Here is a 21,370-nt window from a genome sequence, read left to right as displayed (position 1 = left end):
GGGTGGGTCCTGCGGGGGTCACCTTGGCGGCGATCTGGGCGGCGGCGTCCCAGTCGACCAGCGAGCGGCGGGTCAGTTCTCGGCTCATGCGCTCACTCAACCACACCGGGCTGACGTGCTCGGTGGGAAGTCACCCGCCGCAGACCGCCGAACGGAGGGAGCGCACCACGCCGGCACGCCCGGGTCGGCCGTCCCGCACGACCTTGCGTGCGACCCGGAGTCACCCGGTCCGCGCGAGCTCCGCGACCGTGCGGTCCACGTGGTCCTTGGCCTCGTCCGTGCTCCCCGTGACGCCGTTGAGCACCACGGAGTACACCAGCACGCGCCCGTCCTCCCGCTGCACGTACCCGGTGAGCGCCACGACGTCCAGCAGCGTGCCCGTCTTGGCACGCGAGACGCCACGGGCGGCTGCCTCCTGCGGATCGTCGAAGCGCTCCGAGAGCGTGCCGGTGCCCCCGGCCACGGGGAGACCCCGGGCGTACGGGGCGAAACGCGGCTCGGTGAGCAGCGTGTCGAGGGCGCCCGCCAGCGTGGTGGGGGTGACCCTGTTCCCCGGTGCCATGCCGCTGGCGTCCAGGACGTGCAGGCCGGTGGCGTCGATCCCGTGCTCCCGGAGGGTGGCCGGCAGCATGTTCTGGACACCGGCCACGCCGGCCTCCCGCCCGGAGCGCCCAGCGGCCACACGGGCCAGCGTCTCCGCGAGGGAGTTGTCCGAGTGCGCGAGCATGTAGGCGCTCTGCTCGTGCACGGGTGCCGACTCCACGCGGGCGACCTCCCGGGCCTCCGCGGGCGCACGGGCCCGACCGCGCGCGGTGACCCGGGCGGCGTCGCCGAGCTCTGCCTGCAGCTGGCGCGCGAACTCGTCGAGGGCCGCCACCGCGGGATCCTCGGGCCGCTCCCCCGCGGCCCCCGGATCCGTGCCGTCCCGGGCGGGCACACGGTGCGAGTACAGGGCGATCGGGGAGACCCGCGTGATCTCCCCGGAGGCCACGTCCTCGTCCTCCCAGGCGGGGTTGCGGTCCGGTCCCGCGAACAGACTCGTGTCCACCGTGACGGACACCGGCCCCGAGACGCCTCCCGGGGTCTCCTGGCGCATGGTCTCGGCGGTGCGCTGGGCGAGTGTGCCCAGCCCGGCGTGGCCGTTGACGGCCCCGGGATCCCCCGCGCCGGGGGCGAGCAGCGTGTCCCCGCCCGCCACGAGCGTGAGCTCCCCGGGTTCCTCGCCCGCGACCACGGTGGTGGCCAGCCGCTCCTGGGGCGCCACGTGCTCGGCCACGCTCAGGGCCGTGAGCACCTTCTGGTTGGAGGCCGGGACCATGGGCTTTCCGGGTGACCGCCCCGCGAGCGCGGTGTCCTGCCCAGCCTCTTTCACGGTGGCCGCCGCGGTGCCCGGCGCCCCGGCCAGCCCCGCGTGCAGAGCGCGCTCCACCTCTGCGGGGTCCAGGGGCGCGGGGGCGGCGGCTTCCTCGGACGACGACGCCGCCCGGGGCCCCGCGTCCTCCGCACCTGCGGACGCGCTCGAGGTTCCGGACCCCGCTTCTCCCGCGGCGGCGTCGTGAGCCTCCGATCCGGCGGAGGACGACTCCGGTGAGGCGCCGGCCCCGAGCTCCGCGTGGGTCCGCCGCCACTGGGCCGCGGGTGCGAGCTCGCCCGCGATCGCGGGGACCGCGAGCACACCCGCCACCGCCACGGCGAGTGTGAGCAGCACGCACACGAGCACCCACGGGAGGCGGGCGGCCCGCGAGCGCCGGGAGGAAGATGGCATGGCCCCATTGTTCTGCACCGCTCCGACGGGGACAACGCGCCGCCCGGTTCTCAGGACTCGCGAGGTCCGTGTCCCTGGACGAGAGGGACGACCCGCGCCCCGGGGTGCCCGCGGTGACCGGGGTGACGGCCCGGAACCCCGGGCAACCGACGTGCGGTCGGCGGGCGGCCGGTGGGACCGTGACGGGCGTGGCCGGTATCGTGGAGTCATCTGCCCACGCGCCCGGTGCGCCGTGGGCGCCGGGTGAGCGCGCTGCCCGGGTCACATCATCACGACTCAAGGAGTGTCACCATGGAGCTGGACGTCACCATCGAGATCCCCCGCGGCTCTCGCGTGAAGTACGAGATCGACCACGAGACCGGCCGGATCCGCCTGGACCGCGTGCTCTTCACCTCCATGCAGTACCCCACGCACTACGGCTACTTCGAGGACACCCTGGGCGAGGACGGCGATCCCCTGGACGCCATGGTCATCATGGACGTGGACATCATGCCCGGCGTGATCGTGGAGGCCCGTCCCATTGCCGTGTTCAACATGACGGACGAGGCCGGCGGGGACGCCAAGGTGCTGTGCGTGTCCACCGACAAGCGCTACGACGAGATCCAGGGCCTGGAGGACGTCAACGAGTTCCGCCAGAAGGAGATCCAGCACTTCTTCGAGCGCTACAAGGACCTTGAGCCCAACAAGTGGGTCAAGGGTGAGGGCTGGGAGGGCAAGGAGACCGCCGAGCGTCTCATCGTCGAGGCCCAGCAGCGCTTCGAGCAGTCGCAGTACGACTCCGCCGCGGAGGCCGAGCAGGACGGCTGATTCCCACAGGACTCCGAGGGGTCCCCGTTGCCGGAGCGCTCCGGCGGCGGGGACCCCGTCGTCTCACGGCTCCTTATGCGTGTCGCCGGGCCGTGGTCGGATGATCCTGGATCGTCGCGGCGCCACCTGGAGGGCTCGGCGGCGCGATGGTCTCTGACGAAGCTCTCCCGCGGCGGTGACCCCCACCGCACACCCGTTGTCCACCCCGGAGGTGACCGTGCACGACCCGCAGGACGAGAGCGCCGCGCGCGTCTACGTCTTCCACGGCACGGACTCCACCCAGGTGCTCGGTCCGGAGCACCTGATGGACCGGGTCCGCACCTTGCTCTCCGCGGCCGGGGCCGTGCCGCTGCCCTCACCCACCGCCCACCCGGACATCGCCTCCCGACCGTTCACCTCGGAGGCCGCTCAGCTGCCCGGTGACACCGGGCCCGTCCCGTGGTCGCGGGAGCGCAGCAGCGTGGCCGAGGTCTCCGTGGACCTGGGTGCCGAGCGGTTCTGGGACCGGATCGAGGCGGGCAGCTTCGCCACGTGGCGGGACCGGTGGCCGGAGTCGCCGCAGGCGCCCCTGTTCCCTCCCACCACTCCGGACTGGCTCGCTGGAGCACCGCGCTGGGAACTGGATCCGCTGGCCCCCGCCCTGGGCCCGGCGGCGTCGGGCGGGTGGGTGCGCAGTCCGTCCCGGGCCTGGGACCAGCCCGCAGCTGCCAGGCCTCCCGCGCAGACGCACGGTCCGGCCGGGTCGCGGCACCACGGGATCGGACTGTTCCAGCTGACTGACCTCGAGTCCTTCTGGGTGTTCCCTCCCGAGGAGGACGTCCCGGCCGTGGTGGCCCGCTGCGAGGCCCTGGCGCAGGACCACCCCGCGTTCTCGTGGCTCACGGGCTACTTCGACGCCCGGGACGTGGCTGGTTCGCTGCGGCTGCCCGCAGAGTGCCTGCCCCTGCTGGCGGCGGACCTGACGGGGGCCGGACATCCCGTGGACACCTGGTGGTGAGAACCGGGGACGCGTTCTCCCCGGGTGAGAGCGTGCGCTCTTGGTCCAGGGCGCTATCCCTCGAACGTGCCGGGGGCCTCGCACAGCCGCAGCAGCGTGGCCGCCGCGGGGCGGGCCCGCCACTCCTCGTTCCACAGGGAGCGGACCACGGCCTTGGACACCGCCTGCGGGGTGATGCCCAGCTGCTGCGCGGCGGCCTTTTGCTGTCCTCGCGCACCGGGGACCATGAGGTCCACCACGCGCCACTCGGCCTCGCTGCGCACGGCCACGATGTGGCCCACGATCCGCAGCACGGCCTCCGCCTGCGCCGCGGCCTCCGGGTCCGCCGCGCTCACACGCACGGCCACACGGTCGGTGCTGCGGGTGTGCTGGGCGGCGTGGTGCCCGAAGCCCATGCCCGGGCCCTCCGCGGTGACGGCCACCCGGCCGTCCGGCTGGTCAACGCGCGTGAGGTACACGTCCCCCACCCCGATGCCCACGGCGTACGCGCTGTTCCGCAACCCGGTCATGGCGGCGTCCACCGCGGCCTGCGGGTCCTCCGTGAGACCGCGGACCACACCGGGGGCCGAGGGCTGGAACGGTGCGCGGGTGGGCAGCGCGCTGAGCCGCCGACACACCTCGCGGTCCGTCTCGGGATCCGGGCGGGATGCGTCCGCCACGCGCTGGGTCAGGGTCAGGACGAACACGGTCTCAGTATCGCAGTTCCATGAGGTTTCACAGGTCGTGTCCCGCGCCGGTGAGCGTGGACCTCAGAGCAGGGTGCGCAGGACGGTCGCCGCGCCGTCGTCGTACACGCTGCCCGTGACCTCGCGGCTGACCTCGGCCACCTCGTCCGGGGCCTGGCCCATGGCCACGCCGCGGGCGGCCCACTGCAGCATCTCGATGTCGTTGCGGCCGTCCCCCATGGCCACGGTGTGGGCGGGGTCCACGCCCAGGTGCTCGCGGATCTGCTCCAGGGCGCTGGCCTTGGAGACGCCGTTCGCGGCCACGTCCAGCCACGAGGACCAGCCCACGGAGTAGGCCACGCCGTGCAGACCGGCCTGCTCGATCGCGTCCGCGAAGTCCCCGGGGGCGTCCGTGGCGCTGTAGACCACTAGGCGCACGGCCGGGATCTCGGCGAGCTCGTGGATGTCCACGCCCACGGCCTCGATGCCGAAGGAGGCGTCCTGGAAGCGCTCGGTGGAGTAGAACCGCCCGTCCGCCCCCTCGAGCGCGAACTTGGCGGTGGGAAGCTTGCTGGCCAGTGCTTTCAGGGCGTTGGCGGGGTCGAAGCTCACGCGGTCCGTGACCTCGTAGTGCTCCGGCAGCTCGGGGTCCAGCCGCAGGGTCACTCCGCCGTTGGAGCACACGGCGAAACCGGACTCGATGTGCCCCTGGCGGATCACGGGCAGGGTGGCGCCCATGGACCGGCCCGTGGAGATCACCACGTGGTGCCCGGCACCCACCACGGCGCGCAGGGCATCCTTGACGCCGCGGGACATGTGGCCGTCGTGGTCCACGAGCGTGCCGTCCACGTCCAGCGCCACGAGGTACTGGACGCCGTCCTCCCTGGTCCAGGAGCTGGAGCGCGGGGTCTGGATCTTCATGGGCGCGAACGCGTCCGCGGCGCTCGTCGCGCGGTCGTCGGTGCGCCGGTCGTCGGTGCCGGCCTGGATGTCAGTCATGAGAGTCATGGTGTCACATGAGCACGGGGGCATGTCCGCCGGTGGACGCCCGGGTGACGCGGGGGTGAAGTCCCCTGCGCACCGCCACGCACGACGCCGCCCGCTCGCCGCGCGTGGGCACGGTGGGCGGGCGGCGTCGTGGACGGGCCGCGGCAGAACGCGGTCAGGCGACGGGACGCAGGACGTCCTGGCCCCGCAGGTAGGGCCGCAGGATCTCGGGGACCGTCACGGAGCCGTCGGCCTGCTGGTGGGTCTCGAGCAGGGCCACGAGCCAGCGGGTGGTGGCCAGCGTGCCGTTGAGGGTGGCGACGGCGCGGGTGCCGCCCTTCTTGGCCTTTCCACCGGCGTCCGTGGTCTCGGGCAGCCGCTCGCGGATGTTGAGGCGGCGGGCCTGGTACGTGGTGCAGTTGGAGGTGGAGGTCAGCTCGCGGTACTTGCCCTGGGTGGGGATCCACGCCTCGCAGTCGAACTTGCGGGCGGCGGACGTGCCCAGGTCACCTGCGGCGGTGTCGATCACGCGGTACGCGAGCCCGCACGCCTGCAGCATCTGCTCCTCCCACGCGAGCAGCCGCTCGTGCTCCGCAGCGGCGTCCTCGGGGTGGCAGTAGACGAACATCTCCAGCTTGTTGAACTGGTGCACGCGGATGATCCCGCGGGTGTCCTTGCCCGCCGAACCGGCCTCGCGGCGGTAGCACGAGGACCACCCGGCGTAGCGCAGCGGGCCGTCCGAGAGGTCCAGGATCTCGTCCGCGTGGTAGCCGGCCAGGGCCACCTCGGAGGTGCCCACCAGGTAGAGGTCGTCCTTGCCCACGCGGTAGATCTCGTCGTCGTGCTCCACGTCGAAACCCGTGCCGTTCATGATGCCCGGGCGCACCAGGTTGGGCGTGGTCATGGGGACGAAGCCGTTGTCCAGGGCAAGGTCCTGCGCGGCCATCAGCAGCGCGGTCTCCAGCCGGGCGACGTCCCGCTTGAGGAAGTAGAAACGGGAGCCGGAGACCTTGGCGCCGCGCTCCATGTCGATGCCGTCCAGCAGCTCACCGATGGCCAGGTGGTCGCGCGGCTCGAAGCCCTCGGCCGCGAAGTCCCGGGGCGTGCCCTCGGTGCGCAGCTGCACGAAGTCGTCCTCACCGCCGGAGGGGATGCCCGCCACGATGAGGTTGGGGAACTGGGCCACGAGCTCCTGCTGCGTGGCCTGGGCCTCGTCCGCCGCGGCCTGGGCGGCCTTCACGTCCGAGGCGAGCTGCTTGACCTCCGCCAGCAGCTGTTGCTTCTCCTCACCCTGGGCCTTGGCCACCTTCTTGCCGAACGCGTTCTGCTCGGCCCGCAGGGACTCGAACTCGGTGATCGCGCTGCGGCGCCGGGAGTCCGCCTCGAGGATGCGGTCCACGAGTCCCGGGTCCGCCTCGCGGGCGGTCTGGGAGGCACGGTAGGTGTCAGGGTCGGCGCGCAGCTCGTTGATGTCGATCACCCGTCCAGGGTATCCAACGGAGGCTCGGGGGCGCGATACAGCGTCCCGGACCGCCACGGCGGCCCCGCCACCGTAGACTGGCCGCTACCGTCTCCACCCCCCTTCTCAACCGATCCAGGAAAGGGTGCCCGTGCAGGATCATCCGTGGGAACCCCAGCGAGTGGCCGTCGTGGTCAACCCCATCAAGGCCCTTGCCGACGTCGCCCGGGACTCGGTCATCATCGCGTGCCGCAAGGCAGGCTGGGCAGATCCCGTGTTCTACGAGACCGAGGCGGACGATCCCGGGTTCTCCATGGCGCGCCGCGCGGTGGAGCAGGGCGCCGACGTCGTGCTGGCCGCGGGCGGTGACGGCACCATCCGCGCGGTGGGCGAGTCCCTCGCCGGCGGCGACGTCCCCCTGGGCCTGGTGCCGCTGGGCACGGGCAACCTGCTGGCCCGCAACCTCGAGGCGGACCTCGCGGATCCGCACCACTCCGTGGACGTGGCCCTGTTCGGCTCGGAGAGGTCCATCGACACCGTGGTCATGCACCTGGAGACCGCTGACGGCCGCACCGAGGACCACCGCTTCCTGGTCATGGGCGGTGCGGGCTTCGACGCGCAGATCATGGCCGACACCAAGGACAACCTCAAGGACCTCGTGGGCTGGGCCGCGTACGCGGAGGCGGGGGCACGCCACCTGTTCAGCGGCCCCCGGTGGGCCCGCTTCAGCCTGGACGGCGGGCCGTGGGTCTCGCGCCTGGTGCGCTCCGTCATGATCTGCAACTGCGGGGAGCTCACGGCGGGGATCGTGCTGGTGCCCAACGCCAAGCTCGACGACGGCTTCCTGGACCTCGTGGTCATGACCCCCCGCTCCGTGGTGGGCTGGCTGCGCATGATGGCCAAGGTGGTGCTGCAGCACCGCCACGAGCCGCCGGTGATCGACTACTACAGCGGCAAGACCGTGCGGGTGGAGTTCCACGAGCCGATCGAGTCCGAGGTGGACGGCGACCCCCTGGGGGACGTCAAGGCTTTCGAGACCACCATCGACCACCGCTCGCTCAAGGTGCGCGTCCCACCGTCCCAGGCCGACGACGCCGGCATCCGTCAGCGGGATCCCGAACGGGGCGCCTGAACGGCTCCCCCGTCCAGAACGGAGAGCGCCCCGGCCCGGAAGATGTTCTTCCGGGCCGGGACGCTCTCGTTCAGGCAGAGGCGCGTCAGAAGGCGCCGGCCAGCCCGAAGATCACGGCGGCCACCGTGAAGCCCACCACACCGATGATGGTCTCCAGCACCGTCCAGGTCTTGAAGGTGGTGCGCACGTCCATCTCCAGGAAGCGGCCCACCAGCCAGAACCCGGAGTCGTTGACGTGGGAGAGCACCACGGAACCAGCCGCCACGGCCACCACCATGGCGGCCAGCTGGACCTCGTTGTAGCCCCCGGCCAGCACCGCCGGGGCGATCAGCCCGGCGGCCGTGGTCAGCGCCACGGTCGCGGAGCCCTGCGCCACGCGCATCACGGCGGCGATCAGGAACCCGGCCAGGATCACGGGGATGCCGAGGTCCGAGAGGACGTCCTCGAGGGCGTCGCCGATCCCGGATGTGCGCAGCACCCCGCCGAACATGCCACCGGCGCCGGTGATGAGGATGACGGAGCAGACCGGGCCCAGGGCGGACTCGAAGGTCTTCTCGATCGCGGAGCCGCTGAGCCCGCGGGCCCTGCCGATGGCCAGGGCCGCGACGATCAGGGTCAGGGTCAGGGCGATCGGGGTCTCACCGATCGCGCGCAGCAGCTGGAACCAGGTCTGCGAGGCCGTCTCCTCGGACACGGCCCCGGACTTGGCCAGGGTGCCCAGCCCGGTGTTGAGGAAGATCAGCAGCATGGGCAGCAGCAGGATGCCCACCACGCTGCCCACCGCGGGCGGGTTCGCCACGTCCTCCGCGCGGCCCAGGATGGTGGGCACGGGGAGGTTGATGCGCCGGCCCACGATCTTGCCGAACAGGTAGGAGGACAGGTACCACGCGGGGATCGCGCAGATCAGGCCCACCAGGATGATGTAGCCCACGTTGGCCTCGAAGAACGTGGCCGCCGTGACCGGCCCGGGGTGGGGCGGCAGGAACACGTGCATCACGGAGAACGCGCCCACGGCGGGCAGAGCGTAGGTGAGCACGCTGCCGCCCAGCCGGCGCGCGACCGAGAAGACCACGGGCAGCATGACCACCAGGCCGGCGTCGAAGAAGATGGGGAAGCCGAAGAGCAGGGAGGCCACACCCAGTGCGAGCGGTGCCCGCTTCTCGCCGAAGACCCCGATGAGCTTGTCCGCGAGCACCTGCGCGCCGCCCGAGGTCTCGAGCAGCCGACCGAGCATCGCCCCGAGGCCCACGAGCAGAGCTACGTTGGCCAGGGTGTTGCCGAAGCCGTAGAGCATCACGGGGACCACCTGGTCGGTGGGGATGCCCGTGACGAACGCGGTGAGGGCCGAGATGATGATCAGAGCCAGGAACGCGTGCACCCGGAACTTGATGATGAGCACCAGCAGCACCGCGATGGCCGCCGCTGCGATGAGTAGGAGCGGGCCCGCTGTCAGCGTCTGGCTCCAGCCCTCGATCTCCATGGACGTCACTGTCCTTTCAGGTTGTCGACCCACGAACGGGCCTGGACGAATGCGGCGTCGCTGTGGTGCGAGGCCACGGGGACCACGAGCTGGTCAGCCCGGGGGTACGACCCGAGGAACCGGGTGCGGGGACAGATCCGGCGGACGCCCATGAGGGCGTCGGCCACCCGGTCGTCCTGGATGTGCCCGTCGATGTCCACGGAGAAGAAGTAGTCGCCCAGGTGGGTCTTGGCGGGGCGGGACTCGATGCGCGTGAGGTTGACCCCGCGGGTGGCGAACTGCTCGAGGATGTCGAGCAACGCTCCGGGGCGGTCCTGCCACAGCGGCACCACCAGGGAGGTCTTGTCCGCTCCGGTGGGGGCGGGCATCCGGGCGTCCGGGCGGGCCACGAGCACGAAGCGGGTCACGGCCTGCTTGTTGTCCCCGATGTCCTCGGCCAGCACGTGCAGCTCCGGGTGGGCCGTGACGACCACGGGTGAGCACACGGCGGCGTCGTAGCCGAGGCCCTCGGTGCTCACACCGCCCGCGCCGTCCAGCATGGCCACGGCGGACGCCGCAGTGGAGGGCGCCGGAACGTATGCCACATTCGGCATGTTTTCCTCCACCCAGCGGCGGATCTGCGCCCACGCCACCGTGTGGGTGGACACGGTGCGGACGTCCGCCAGCTCGGTGCCCGGCGGCGCCACGAGCGAGAACCGGATGGGGACCACGATCTCCCGCAGGATCCGCAGCTCGGCACCGAAGGAGACGTCGTCCAGCGTGGCGGTCACCCCGCCCTCCACCGAGTTCTCGATGGGCACCACGGCGGCGTCCACGCGTTCCTCACGAACGGCGGCCAGCGCGGCGGGCACCGAGTTCATGGGAGTCCGCTCGGCGGCGTCGGCGCCCGGGACCTGCATCAGGGCGGCCTCGGTGAACGTGCCCGCCGGGCCCAGGAACGCGTACCGACGGGCGCGTGGCCCCGGGTCCACCGGACCCGGGGCCACACCGGAGACAGCGGCGTTCACAGAACGCGCGCCGCTTCCCCGGTCTCGGACACGATGGGCTTGCCGGCGTCCGCCCACGCACCCATGCCGCCCAGCACGTTCACGGGGTCGTAGCCGTACTGCGCGAGGTACGCGGTGGCGCGCAGCGAGCGGCCGCCGGAACGGCAGATCACGTAGACGTCCTGGTCCAGCGGGACCTCCTCGGAGCGCTCCGCAAGCTCGGACAGCGGCAGATGCTGCGCGCCCTCGATGTGCCCCGCGTCCCACTCGTTCTGCTCGCGCACGTCCAGCACGGGAGCGCCCGCCGGGATCTCGTCCACGGTTGCGGACGGCAGGTTGTTCACGTTGTCCATGGGTTCCTCCGTAGTGGGCCCGGCCGTTTCTTCCGGTGCCCCACCATAGTGCCCATGAGCGCGATCACGTTCCGCGCCACGGTTCAGCGCGAGCCGGACCCGGCGCGGCACTCTCGTCCGAACGCCCGGGTGCCGTGCGCCGCCGCCCCTGGTGCGCCGCGCCGACCGCCGGGGACGACGCCGCTCAGCGCACCTCGTTCTCGCCGGGCTCGGCGGCCACGTGGTCGTCGTCCTCACCGGTGGTCTTGAGCTCGGGCAGGCCCTTCTTGGCCACGTGGCGCTTGGAGAACTCGTAGCCCACGGTGGTGGCCACGATGATCAGCACACCGGCCAGCAGGCTGTAGTACCAGTGCGGGTTGCTGAAGTCGAACATGATGTAGAGGGAGAGCACCACCAGGAACGTGAGGCACACGTAGTTGGTCACCGGTGCGCCGGGCATCCTGAAGTGCACCGGCGCCACCTGGCCGCGGTCCACCTGGCGGCGGTAGCCCAGGTGGGACACGAAGATCGAGATCCACCCGAAGAGCACGAACACGGAGCACGCGCTCAGCACCACTTCGAACGCGTCCGCGGCACCCAGCGCGTAGATGAGCACGATCCCGAACAGGTCGAAGACGAAGATGCACAGCAGGGCTCCGGAGGGGACGCCGCGGTGGGAGACCTTGGACATCACCTCCGGGGCCTGGCCGTGGGCCGCGAGGTTCCGCAGCAGCCGCACGCACGCGTAGAGCGTGGCGTTCACACCGGAGATCGCCGCCGTGAGCACCACGAAGTTCATGATGCCCGCGAGCGCCGGGATGTTGAGCGAGGACAGCGCGGTGACGAACGGCGACTGCTCACCCGAGTACTCGGAGGTGGGCAGCAGCATGGACAGCACCAGGATGGAGCCGATGTAGAAGATGGCGATGCGCAGCACCACGGAGTTGATGGCCTTGGGCATCGACTCCTCGGGGTCCTTGGCCTCGCCCGCGGAGACGCCCACGATCTCGATGGCCGAGAAGGAGAACACCACGCCGGTCATCACCACCACGAGCTGCAGCGCCCCGTTGGGTGCGAAGCCCTGGTTCCACAGGTTGGACACGGACGCCGCGGTGGGGGCGTTGAAGATGTCGCCGGCCACCACCAGGATGATGCCCGCGCCCAGGAACAGCAGGATGGCGAGCACCTTGATGGCCGCGGCCCAGGTCTCGATGAACCCGTAGAGCTTCACGCTCAGCAGGTTGCAGCCCACGATGGTCATGGCCGCCACCAGGGAGGGGATCCAGCCCGGGATCTCGGGCCACCAGAACTGCACGTACACGGCGAGCGCCGCGATCTCCCCCACGCCGGCCACCGCGGAGAGCGCCACGTAGATCCACCCGGTCATGAACGCGAACCGGTTGCCCACGAACTCGCGCGCGTAGGAGACCCACGCACCCGTGGTGGGGCGGTGGATCACGAGCTCCCCGAGCGCCCTCATGAGCAGGTACACCACGGTGGAGACCACCAGGTAGGACAGGACCAGGGCAGGTCCAGCAGTGGCCAGGCGCTCGCCGATGCCCAGGAACAGGCCCACTCCGATCGCACCGCCGATGCCGATCATCTGGATCTGGAAGTTGCCCAGGGACTTCTTGTACCCCTGGTCGCCCCTCTCCTTGTAGACGGGCATGGGGCCGGTGGCCGGCGCCTTGGGGTCGAAGGGCATGAGTTCTCCTGGGTGGGAGGGGGTGTGCGTCCGTGGCGCTCGTGATGCGCCCGGCGTCCGGCACTCGCACCGGAAGCACACTTCGTTGTCCACGAGGTTAGCGGCACACAGTGCGCCCGGGGTGACACTGCGGCGTCGTGACGGGACCCGGGCAGCGTCCGCGCCGCGGGACGGACCGCGTTCCGCGGCGCCTGCGTCCACGGTCCCCGCGGCGTGTCGTCGCGCACGCCGCAGGGCCCGTCGCCGCGCACGGCGCGAGGCGTGACACGGGCGACGGCGCGCGAGACGATGGGCTTCTACCCGCGAGTCGTGGACCGGCCCGCGCGGCACGCAGCGGGCCCGTGCGGCCCGAACCGACCGGAAGCAGGACGGCACCCATGGCCCTCGACGTCATCTTCACGAATAGCACCATCCGCACCCAGGACCCGGAGCGACCCGTGGCCCGTGCCCTGGGGGTCCACCACGGCCGGGTGGTGAGCCTGGACGACGACCTCGCACCGGAGCTCTTCGACCGCACGGTGGACCTGCGCGGCGCCACCGTGGTCCCCGGCTTCCACGACGCCCACTGCCACCTCACCATGCTGGGCGAGACCCTCGTGCAGGTGGACCTGCGCCCGACGACCGTCCCGACCCTGGCCCAGCTGCTCGACGCCGTGGCCGCCGCCGCGCGGGATGCCGCGCCGGGCGAGTGGGTCCTGGGGCAGGGCTACGACCAGAACCACCTGGGCGGCTCCCACCCCACCGCCGAGGCGCTGGACGCCGTGGCGCCGGAGAACCCCGTGTGGCTGTGGCACAACTCCCGGCACATGGCCGTGGTCAACACCGCCGCGTTCGAGGCCGCCGGGTACCCCGGACGCACCGGGTTCACCGTCCCCGAGGGCGGCAGCGTGCCGCTCGACGAGCACGGCGCCGCGCTGGGGCTGCTTGAGGAGACGGCGCGCGGCCTGGTCTCCGGGGCCATGCCGCCCAAGACCACCGCACAGGTGGCCGAGCAGATCGGGGCCGCGAGCGACGTCGCCCTGGCCGCCGGGATCACGTCCGTCACGGAACCCGGGCTGGGCGCCCCCGAGCACCTGGGGCAGTCCGTCACGGACCTCGCGGCATACCAGCTCGCGCGGGAGCAGGGGCGGCTGGGCGTGCGCGCCACCGTCATGCCGTACCTCACCACGCTGCACCCGGTGGGCGCACAGGACGCGCCGGACGCCGCAGACGCCCGGGGTGACGACGCCGCTGGGTCCCCTTCCGGCGCGGGCGCGGCCGGTGCGGACGGGGACCACGCGGACCGGCCCTTCGGCCTGGACCTGGGGCTGCGGACGGGGCTGGGGGACGACCGGCTGCGCATCGGCGCGGTCAAGGTGCTCGCGGACGGTTCGCTCATCGGCCGCTCCGCGTTCATGACCGAGGACTACGCGGCGGACGCGGAGGCCGGCGTCTCCAACGCCGGGTACCTGCAGTTCCCACGGGAGTGGCTCGAGGAGCGACTGACCGCGGCGCACGCGAACGGCTGGCAGCTCGCCGTGCACGCCATCGGGGACGGGGCGGTGGACGTGGTCCTGGACGTCCTCGAGGCGGCGCAACGGCGGTTCCCCCGCGAGGACTGCCGCCACCGCATCGAGCACTTCGGTGTGGCCAGCGACGAGCAGGTGGCCCGGGCGGCCCGGCTCGGCGTGGTTCCCGTGCCCCAGGGCCGGTTCGTGAACGAGCTCGGGGACGGCATCGCCCGGGCCATGGGCGAACCGCGCACCCGGTTCTGCTACCGCATGAGATCCCTGCTGGACGCCGGCATGGTGGTTCCCGCCTCCACGGACGCCCCCGTGGTGGACTACCCGCCGCTGGCCAACATCCACGACATGGTCAACCGGTCCACGTCCTCCGGCGCACCGTTCGTGCCGGAGGAGCGCGTCACGGTGGCCGAGGCGGTGCACGCGTACACCGTGGGCAGCGCGTACGCCTCCCACCAGGAGCACGAGAAGGGGCGGCTGGTGCCGGGGATGCTCGCGGACTTCGCGGTCCTCTCCGACGACATCCACACGGTGGACCCCGCGACCATCCGTGACCTGCGGGTGACCGCCACGGTGGTGGGCGGCGAGGTGGTGCACGGCTCCGTGTGACGCCCCGGCGGTAGGATCGCCGGACAAGCCCCAGAACGGTGATTCGGGCCACACTCGACCCGGAGTCAGGAGAACCCCATGCCCCAGCAGTCCGCCGGCCACCTCATCGTCGAGTCCCTCAAGGCCCACGGCGTGGACCGCGTGTTCAGCGTGCCCGGGGAGAGCTTCCTGGACGTCCTGGACGGGCTCTACGACTCCGGGGTGCAGAACGTGGTGTGCCGCCAGGAGGGCGGGGTCACCTACATGGCGGAGGCGCACGGCAAGCTGACCGGTCGCCCCGGTGTGGCCATGGTGACCCGCGGTCCGGGGGCCTCCAACGCGTTCGTGGGCATCCACCTGGCATGGCAGGACTCCACTCCCCTGGTGCTCTTCGTAGGGCTCGTCCCGGTGGCCCACCGGGAGAAGGAGGCGTTCCAGGAGTTCGACCCGCACCAGTGGTTCGGCTCCCAGGCCAAGCGCGTGATGGTCCTGGACGAGGCGGACCGTGCGTCCGAGTACGTGGCCGAGGCGTTCTTCGCCGCAAGCTCCGGGCGGCCCGGCCCCGTGGTGGTGGGCCTGCCCGAGGACGTCATCACCCAGCTCACGGAAGCGCCCGTGGTTCCTCCCGTCCCCGTGGCCGAGGGTGCCGTGGGTGCCGACGAGCTGGCCGAGCTGCGGGAGGCACTGGAGCGAGCGGAACGCCCCGCGATCCTCGTGGGCGGACCCCGCTGGAGCCCGGAGGCCGCGCGGCAGGTCACGGACTTCGCCGAGCGCCACGGCATCCCCGTGGTCTCCGACTGGCGGGCGGCGGACCGGGTCCCGGGCACCTCCCCCGTGAACGCGGGCGAGACCGGCTACGGCCGCAGCCGGGAGACGATCGAGACCCTGGAGCACGCGGACGTGCTGCTCGTGGTCGGCGGGACGCTCTCGGACATCCCCACGGACGGGTTCACCGTGCGCCAGGACCGCTCGGCCGTGAACTGGATCGTCAACATCGACACCTCCCTGCGCCAGCACTCCGGTGCCGTGACCCGCCAGATCCTGGCCTCCCCTGTGGCGTTCGGCCGAGCCCTGGAGGGTCTCCAGCTGGGTGCGCACCCGGACTGGTCGCAGTGGCTCGAGAAGCCCGTGGCCGCCCGCCGCGCCCGCTACGAGATCCCGGTCTCCGCGGGGGACAACGCGCCCGGCACCGCGGACATGACCCTGGTGATGAAGGCGCTGATCCCCCACCTGCCCGAGGACGCGGCGGTGGTCTACGGCTCTGGCAACCACACCGCGTGGGCGAACATGTACGTTCCCACCGGGGCCTACCCTTCGCAGCTGTCGGTGCGCAACGGCACCATGGGCTACTCCGTGCCCGGCGCGGTCTCCGTGTCCCTGGAGCAGCCCGAGCGTTTCGTGTTCGCGGTGGCCGGCGACGGCGAGTTCCTCATGAACTCGCAGGAGCTCGCGACCGCCCGGCAGTTCGGCGCGCACCCTCTCATCATCGTGCTGGACAACGGCCAGTTCGGCACCATCCGCGCGCACCAGGAGAACCACTACCCCGGCCGCGTGTCCGGCACCCAGCTGGAGAACCCCGACTTCGCCACCGTGGCCCGCGGCTACGGGGCCTTCGGTGCGCGCCTGGAGCGCAACGAGGACATCGAGGGGGTCGTTGCCGACGCCGTGCGGGCCGTCACCGAGGACCGGATCCCGGCCGTGGTGCACGTGGTCGCGGACCCCGCGAAGCTGCTGCCCGGCATGTAGCTGTCCCCGCAACGGCGACGCACCGCGCCCCTCGGGTCCGGCGCGGCGTCGTCGTAGGGTGGTGCCTGACGATCGGAGGCCCCCGCGCCGCCGTCGCCCCGGCGCACCACGAGGAGTCCCATGCACCGCCTGTTCCACAACGCCACCGTCCACGCCATGAACCCGGCCACGGGCTGGACCCCACAGGGCCAGTGGCACTCCCACGACATGCCGCACCCCGATGCGATCCTCACCTCGGAGGACCGGATCGTGGCGGTGGGCGAGTACCGCGCACTGCGTGACATGGCTCCGCTGGGGACCGAGCGCACGGACCTGGGCGGAACGTATGTCCTGCCGGGCATGGGCGACGGGCACATCCACTCGGCCATGTACTCGCGCTCCCTCATCGAGCCGGACATGCGCGGCTGCGTGAATCTGGAGGAGGCCCTGGCGGTGCTGCGGCCCTACGTGGAGCAGGCCAGGACGGACCCGTCCATCACGTGGATCTTCGGCGGGCAGTGGAACATCAACGCGTGGACGGGCCCCGAGCGTCCGGACCGCCACGTGCTGGACTCGGTGGCCCCGGACGTTCCCGTGGCGCTGAGCTCCCTGGACCTGCACACCCTCTGGCTGAACTCGCGTGCGCTGACCGAGCTGGGGCTGGACCGCACCGTGAAGGACCCGGACGGCGGGGAGTTCGAGCGGGACGAGCACGGTGAGCTCACCGGGGTGCTCAAGGAGGCCGCCGCGATCCCCATCCGGGACGGCCTGATGCAGTCGGACGTCTCCGGGAGCATCGACAGCTACCTGCCCCTGGGCCAGCGTGAGCTGCTCCAGCGCGGCATCACCTCCATCCACGACATCGACGGCGTGGACTGCCTGCACGCCTACCGCAAGCTCCACGACCGCGGTGAGCTGGACATCCGGGTGCACAAGATCCTGCGGCAGGAGCAGATCGAGGACTTCATCCGGCGCGGGATCCGCACCCACTCCGGGGACGAGTGGATCTCCATGGGCCCGCTCAAGCTCTTCGCGGACGGCGCCCTGGGCTCCCACACGTGCCACATGTCCGAGGCGTGGCCCGGCACGCAGGACCGCGGGATGGCCGTGATGGAGCCCGAGGAGCTGGAGCACTGGATCCACCGGGCGGCCTCGGCGGGGATCGCCGCCGCCGTGCACGCCATCGGGGACCAGGCGGCCACGGAGGCGCTGGACGCGATCGAGGCGAACCAGGCCATTTCCCGGGCCTTCGGGCTGCGCCACCGGATCGAGCACGCGCAGTACGTCAAGCGCAGCGACGTCCCCAGGTTCCGGGAGCTGGAGGTCACCGCCTCCCTGCAGCCGATGCACTGCACCACGGACATCCCCCTCAACGGGTTCCTGGAGGACCGGGACCTCGTGGCCTACGGGTGGAACAGCCTGCGGCGGGCGGGCGCGGAGCTGGTTTTCGGCTCCGACGCCCCGGTGGAGGACCCCAACCCGTTCCACGGCATCCACGCGGCCATCACGCGCACCCGGGACGGCTCCCCCGAGGGCGGGTGGCAACCGCACGAGATCATCTCCCGCCCGGAGGCCGTGTCCCACTACACCCACTCCGTGGCCCGCGCCTCCTACGAGGAGAACCAGAAGGGGTGCCTGGCCCCCGGGATGCTCGCGGACTTCGTGTGCGTGGACCGGGACATCTTCGCGGTGGACGCGGAGGCCGTGCGGGACACCGTGGTGGAGGCCACAGTGGTGGGCTCCCAGATCCGCTACCAGCGCGAGGACTGACTCCCGCGCGCGGCCGGTGCCGTGCGGCGTCGGCGTCCCCGGGTACGACGCCGCCCGCAGCGGCCCGCGGGACGCCTGGCCCGGGCTCCGGGGCCGCGGCCCACCCACCGGGCCCGGCGCCGTCACCGCCCCCGGGTACGACGCCACCCCCGCACCTGTGCAGGCGCGGGGGCGGCGGTCACGGGGTGGCCCTACTGACTACTTCTTCTTGGGAGTGTGGATCAGCTTCTTGTTGGCGAACTCCTCGATGCCGAACGGGCCGAGTTCACGGCCCACGCCGGAGCGCTTGACGCCGCCGAAGGGCAGGTCCGGGGCGGTGCCGGTGACCTCGTTGACGTAGACCATCCCGGAGTCCACGCGCTGCGCGACCTCCAGCGCGGCTTCCTCGTCCGCGCCGAACACGGAACCGCCCAGACCGAACGGCGAGGAGTTGGCGAGCTCCACGGCCTCGTCCGCGTCCTTGACCTTGTAGACCACGGCCACGGGGCCGAAGATCTCCTCGGCGTAAGCGCGCATCTCGGGGGTGACGTCCGCGAGCACGGTGGCCTCCATCCAGGCACCGGGCTTGTCCAGCTTCTTGCCGCCAGCGAGCACGGTGGCGCCCTTGTCCACGGCGTCCTGGACCTGCTCCATGATCTCGTCACGCGCCTCCACGGCGCACAGCGGGCCCAGGAAGGTCTTCTGGTCCATGGGGTCCCCGGGGGTCACGCCCTGCACGGCCTGCGCGAAGTTCTCCACGAACGCGTCGTACGCCTCTTCCAGCACGATGAACCGCTTGGAGTTGGTGCACGCCTGGCCGTTGTTGAGCATGCGTCCGAAGACACCCTGCTTGACGGTGCGCTCCACGTTCTCGGCGTCCAGCACGATGAAGGGGTCCGAGCCGCCCAGCTCCAGAACGACCTTCTTGAGGTTCTTGCCCGCGGTGGCGGCCACGGCCGAGCCCGCGCGCTCCGAGCCCGTGAGGGACACGCCCTGCACAGCCGGGTCCGGGATCACGATGTCCGCGATCTGCTCGTTGGACGCGAAGATGTTGATGTAGACGTCCTCCGGGAAGCCTGCGTCGCGGAAGAGCTCCTCCTGCACCAGCGCGGCCTGGGGCACATTGCCCGCGTGCTTGAGCAGCACGGTGTTGCCGAGCATCACGTTGGGAGCGGCCAGGCGGGCCACCTGGTAGTAGGGGAAGTTCCACGGCATGATCCCCAGCACCACGCCCGTGGAGTCGAGCACCACGCGGGCCTCGCCGCCGGTGGAGGGCGTCAGGGTGCGGCCCTTCATGAACTCCTCCGCGTTGTCCGCGTAGTAGTCGTAGATGTCCGCCACGAGCCGGACCTCCTCCACGGACTGCGCGAGCGGCTTGCCCATCTCCTCGGTGATCAGGGCGGCGAGCTCGTCCTCGCGGTCGCGGTACAGCCCGGCCATGGTGTGCATCAGCCGCGCGCGCTCCGCCGCCGGGACGGTGCGCCAGGAGGTGTACTCCTTGGCGGAACGGGCCACGGCATCGCGGATCTGCTCGTCCGTGGCGGTCTCGAAGGTCTTGACGGTCTCCCCGGTCGCGGGGTTGGTGGTTGCGTAAGCCATGGCCCCAGCGTATGGCGCGTCACACCGCGATGGCAGGGGGTTCACCGAGGGCGAGAGTCGAGGACGACGACGCCGCGGCGCGCCGGTCACGGACCGCACCGTGCGGCGTCGTGCGGGGTCACGGGCGAGAGGCACGCGGGACCAGGACCAGGACCAGGACCAAGACCAAGACCAAGACCAAGACCAAGACCAAGACGAGCATGACGGGCGTCACGAACCGGAACAATCGGCGCGCGGGCGTCGACCCCCTGGACAATGGACGGTTCGAGCCCGGAGCCCCTTGCGCCCGGGCATACGATGATCGCAGACAGCCCTGTCCCCAGAACCCAGAGTCCGCAGCGCACCCGAGCGCGTGAAAGGAATCAGATGAGCATCCACGACAAGGTTTCCGCCGTCCTCGAGGCCACGCCCAAAGGTCTGCTGATCAACGGCGAGTGGCGCGATGCGTCGGACGGCGGCACGTTCGACGTCGAGAACCCCGCAACCGGGGAGATCCTGGCCACGCTCGCCTCCGCCACCGAGGAGGACTCGCGCGCGGCCATGGACGCCGCCGCGAACGCCCAGGAGTCCTGGGCCCGCACGAGCACCCGCGAGCGCTCCGAGATCCTGCGCCGCGCCTTCGACCTGGTCCAGGAGCACAAGGAGGACCTCGCGCTGCTGATGACCCTGGAGATGGGCAAGCCGCTGAAGGAGGCCCAGGGCGAGGTGGTCTACGGCGGCGAGTTCCTGCGCTGGTTCTCCGAGGAGGCGGTGCGCCACTACGGCCGCTACGCGTCCACGCCCGAGGGCAACCTCAAGATGTTCGTGTCCCACAAGCCCGTGGGCCCGTGCCTGCTGATCACCCCGTGGAACTTCCCGCTGGCCATGGCCACCCGCAAGGTGGCCCCCGCGGTGGCCGCGGGCTGCACCATGATCCTCAAGCCCGCGCGCCTGACCCCTCTGACCTCGCAGTTCTTCGCCAAGCTCATGATCGAGGCGGGGATCCCCGCGGGTGTGCTGAACGTGGTGTCCTCCAAATCCGCGTCCAACGTCTCGGACCCGATCATGGCGGACCCGCGCCTGCGCAAGGTGTCCTTCACGGGCTCCACCCCGGTGGGCAAGCAGCTCATGAAGACCGCCACGGACCACGTGCTGCGCACCTCCATGGAGCTGGGCGGCAACGGCCCGTTCATCGTGTTCGAGGACGCGGACCTGGACAAGGCCGTGGAGGGCGCCATGGCCGCGAAGATGCGCAACATGGGCGAGGCCTGCACCGCCGCCAACCGCTTCCTGGTGCACGAGTCCGTGGCCGAGGAGTTCTCGCAGAAGTTCGCGGCCAAGCTCAAGGCGCTCAAGCCCGGCAACGGCCTGGACGAGGACTCCACAGTGGGCCCCATGATCGAGAAGAAGGCCCTGGACTCCGTCACCGAGTTCGTCCAGGACGCGATCGAGAAGGGCGCGAGCGCCGTCGTGGGCGGCAAGCCCGTGGACGGGCCCGGCTACTTCTTCGAGCCCACCCTGCTCACCGGTGTGACCGAGGACTGCCGCGTGTTCCAGGAGGAGATCTTCGGTCCCGTGGCGCCCGTGATCACCTTCACGGACGAGGACGACGCCGTGCGCCTGGCCAACACGACCGAGTACGGCCTGGCCTCCTACGTGTTCACCGAGGACATCTCCCGTGCGCTGCGCATCGGCGAGCGCATCGAGTACGGCCTGCTGGGCCTGAACGTGGGCGTGATCTCCAACGCGGCCGCGCCGTTCGGCGGCGTGAAGGAGTCCGGCGTGGGCCGCGAGGGCGGCGCCGAGGGCATCGCCGAGTACACCACCGTGCAGTACATGGGCATGCCCTCCCCCTGGGCCTGATCCCGCACCTGACACCGCGGGCCCGAGCCGCCCGCACCGCATCCCGCGGC

General features: G+C 71.5%; 16 protein-coding genes. 7 read left to right on the top strand and 9 right to left on the bottom strand.

The features are described 5' to 3' along the window. Window positions 1–220 precede the first annotated feature (220 nt). Window positions 221–1,765 carry a D-alanyl-D-alanine carboxypeptidase/D-alanyl-D-alanine endopeptidase gene (gene dacB / locus D9R02_RS04455; RefSeq protein WP_070636667.1) on the bottom strand — a complete coding sequence of 515 codons (1,545 nt, stop codon included), beginning with the start codon at window positions 1,763–1,765 and terminating at the stop codon, window positions 221–223. 291 nt (window positions 1,766–2,056) lie between these two features. Here dacB and D9R02_RS04450 point away from each other — a divergent pair, with 291 nt between their 5' ends. Both D9R02_RS04450 and D9R02_RS04445 read left to right on the top strand, forming a co-directional pair. Then, window positions 2,057–2,572, top strand: a complete 516-nt coding sequence (locus D9R02_RS04450) for an inorganic diphosphatase (protein WP_019310557.1) — start codon at window positions 2,057–2,059, stop codon at window positions 2,570–2,572. A gap of 175 nt (window positions 2,573–2,747) precedes the next feature. Next, window positions 2,748–3,569, top strand: a complete 822-nt coding sequence (locus D9R02_RS04445) for a hypothetical protein (protein WP_070636666.1) — start codon at window positions 2,748–2,750, stop codon at window positions 3,567–3,569. A 53-nt stretch (window positions 3,570–3,622) separates the two neighbouring features. Here the strand turns inward: D9R02_RS04445 and D9R02_RS04440 are convergent, their stop codons facing one another. From D9R02_RS04440 to serS, 3 genes are all read right to left on the bottom strand, one after another. After that, window positions 3,623–4,255 carry a hypothetical protein gene (locus D9R02_RS04440; RefSeq protein WP_019310559.1) on the bottom strand — a complete coding sequence of 211 codons (633 nt, stop codon included), beginning with the start codon at window positions 4,253–4,255 and terminating at the stop codon, window positions 3,623–3,625. Window positions 4,256–4,318: 63 nt separating this feature from the next. Then, entirely contained in the window at window positions 4,319–5,233 is a 915-nt protein-coding gene (locus D9R02_RS04435) for an HAD family hydrolase (protein ID WP_019310560.1), read from the bottom strand. Between the two features lie 163 nt (window positions 5,234–5,396). Beyond that, window positions 5,397–6,701, bottom strand: coding sequence for a serine--tRNA ligase (gene serS / locus D9R02_RS04430; RefSeq protein ID WP_121566418.1), 1,305 nt, complete (start codon window positions 6,699–6,701; stop codon window positions 5,397–5,399). Between the two features lie 130 nt (window positions 6,702–6,831). Between serS and D9R02_RS04425 the strand changes: the two genes are divergently transcribed. Beyond that, window positions 6,832–7,812, top strand: coding sequence for a diacylglycerol/lipid kinase family protein (locus tag D9R02_RS04425; RefSeq protein ID WP_224764877.1), 981 nt, complete (start codon window positions 6,832–6,834; stop codon window positions 7,810–7,812). Window positions 7,813–7,897: 85 nt separating this feature from the next. Here D9R02_RS04425 and D9R02_RS04420 read toward each other — a convergent pair whose 3' ends face one another. The 4 genes from D9R02_RS04420 to D9R02_RS04405 form a co-directional block, all read right to left on the bottom strand. Further along, window positions 7,898–9,292, bottom strand: coding sequence for a GntP family permease (locus tag D9R02_RS04420; protein ID WP_039101094.1), 1,395 nt, complete (start codon window positions 9,290–9,292; stop codon window positions 7,898–7,900). 5 nt (window positions 9,293–9,297) lie between these two features. Next, a complete protein-coding gene (gene pheA, locus D9R02_RS04415; RefSeq protein ID WP_019310564.1) occupies window positions 9,298–10,299 on the bottom strand; it encodes a prephenate dehydratase in 1,002 nt (333 codons plus the stop codon). Beyond that, window positions 10,296–10,631: a rhodanese-like domain-containing protein gene (locus tag D9R02_RS04410; protein WP_019310565.1), complete on the bottom strand. Its 336-nt coding sequence runs from the start codon at window positions 10,629–10,631 to the stop codon at window positions 10,296–10,298. The genes pheA and D9R02_RS04410 overlap by 4 nt, the downstream gene beginning before the upstream one ends. Before the next feature lie 184 nt (window positions 10,632–10,815). Then, a complete protein-coding gene (locus tag D9R02_RS04405; RefSeq protein WP_121566417.1) occupies window positions 10,816–12,315 on the bottom strand; it encodes an amino acid permease in 1,500 nt (499 codons plus the stop codon). 377 nt (window positions 12,316–12,692) lie between these two features. Here D9R02_RS04405 and D9R02_RS04400 point away from each other — a divergent pair, with 377 nt between their 5' ends. From D9R02_RS04400 to D9R02_RS04390, 3 genes are all read left to right on the top strand, one after another. Continuing rightward, complete coding sequence (locus D9R02_RS04400) at window positions 12,693–14,426, top strand: amidohydrolase (RefSeq protein ID WP_121566416.1); 1,734 nt, start codon at window positions 12,693–12,695, stop codon at window positions 14,424–14,426. Between the two features lie 78 nt (window positions 14,427–14,504). Beyond that, window positions 14,505–16,151, top strand: a complete 1,647-nt coding sequence (locus D9R02_RS04395; protein WP_121566415.1) for a thiamine pyrophosphate-binding protein — start codon at window positions 14,505–14,507, stop codon at window positions 16,149–16,151. 120 nt (window positions 16,152–16,271) lie between these two features. Then, a complete protein-coding gene (locus D9R02_RS04390; RefSeq protein ID WP_121566414.1) occupies window positions 16,272–17,900 on the top strand; it encodes an amidohydrolase in 1,629 nt (542 codons plus the stop codon). 198 nt (window positions 17,901–18,098) lie between these two features. Here D9R02_RS04390 and D9R02_RS04385 read toward each other — a convergent pair whose 3' ends face one another. Then, window positions 18,099–19,478: an NAD-dependent succinate-semialdehyde dehydrogenase gene (locus D9R02_RS04385; protein WP_039101028.1), complete on the bottom strand. Its 1,380-nt coding sequence runs from the start codon at window positions 19,476–19,478 to the stop codon at window positions 18,099–18,101. Window positions 19,479–19,844: 366 nt separating this feature from the next. Between D9R02_RS04385 and D9R02_RS04380 the strand changes: the two genes are divergently transcribed. After that, window positions 19,845–21,320 (top strand): NAD-dependent succinate-semialdehyde dehydrogenase, encoded by a 1,476-nt coding sequence (locus tag D9R02_RS04380; protein ID WP_039101026.1) that lies wholly within the window; start codon window positions 19,845–19,847, stop codon window positions 21,318–21,320. The last annotated feature ends 50 nt before the right edge of the window (window positions 21,321–21,370 follow it).

Origin of the sequence: Kocuria rhizophila (genome assembly GCF_003667225.1) — a bacterium.
Taxonomy (GTDB): Bacteria; Actinomycetota; Actinomycetes; order Actinomycetales; family Micrococcaceae; genus Kocuria; species Kocuria rhizophila.
The sequence above is the reverse complement of the archived record's forward strand: the minus strand, read 5'-3'. Positions and strand labels throughout refer to the sequence as shown.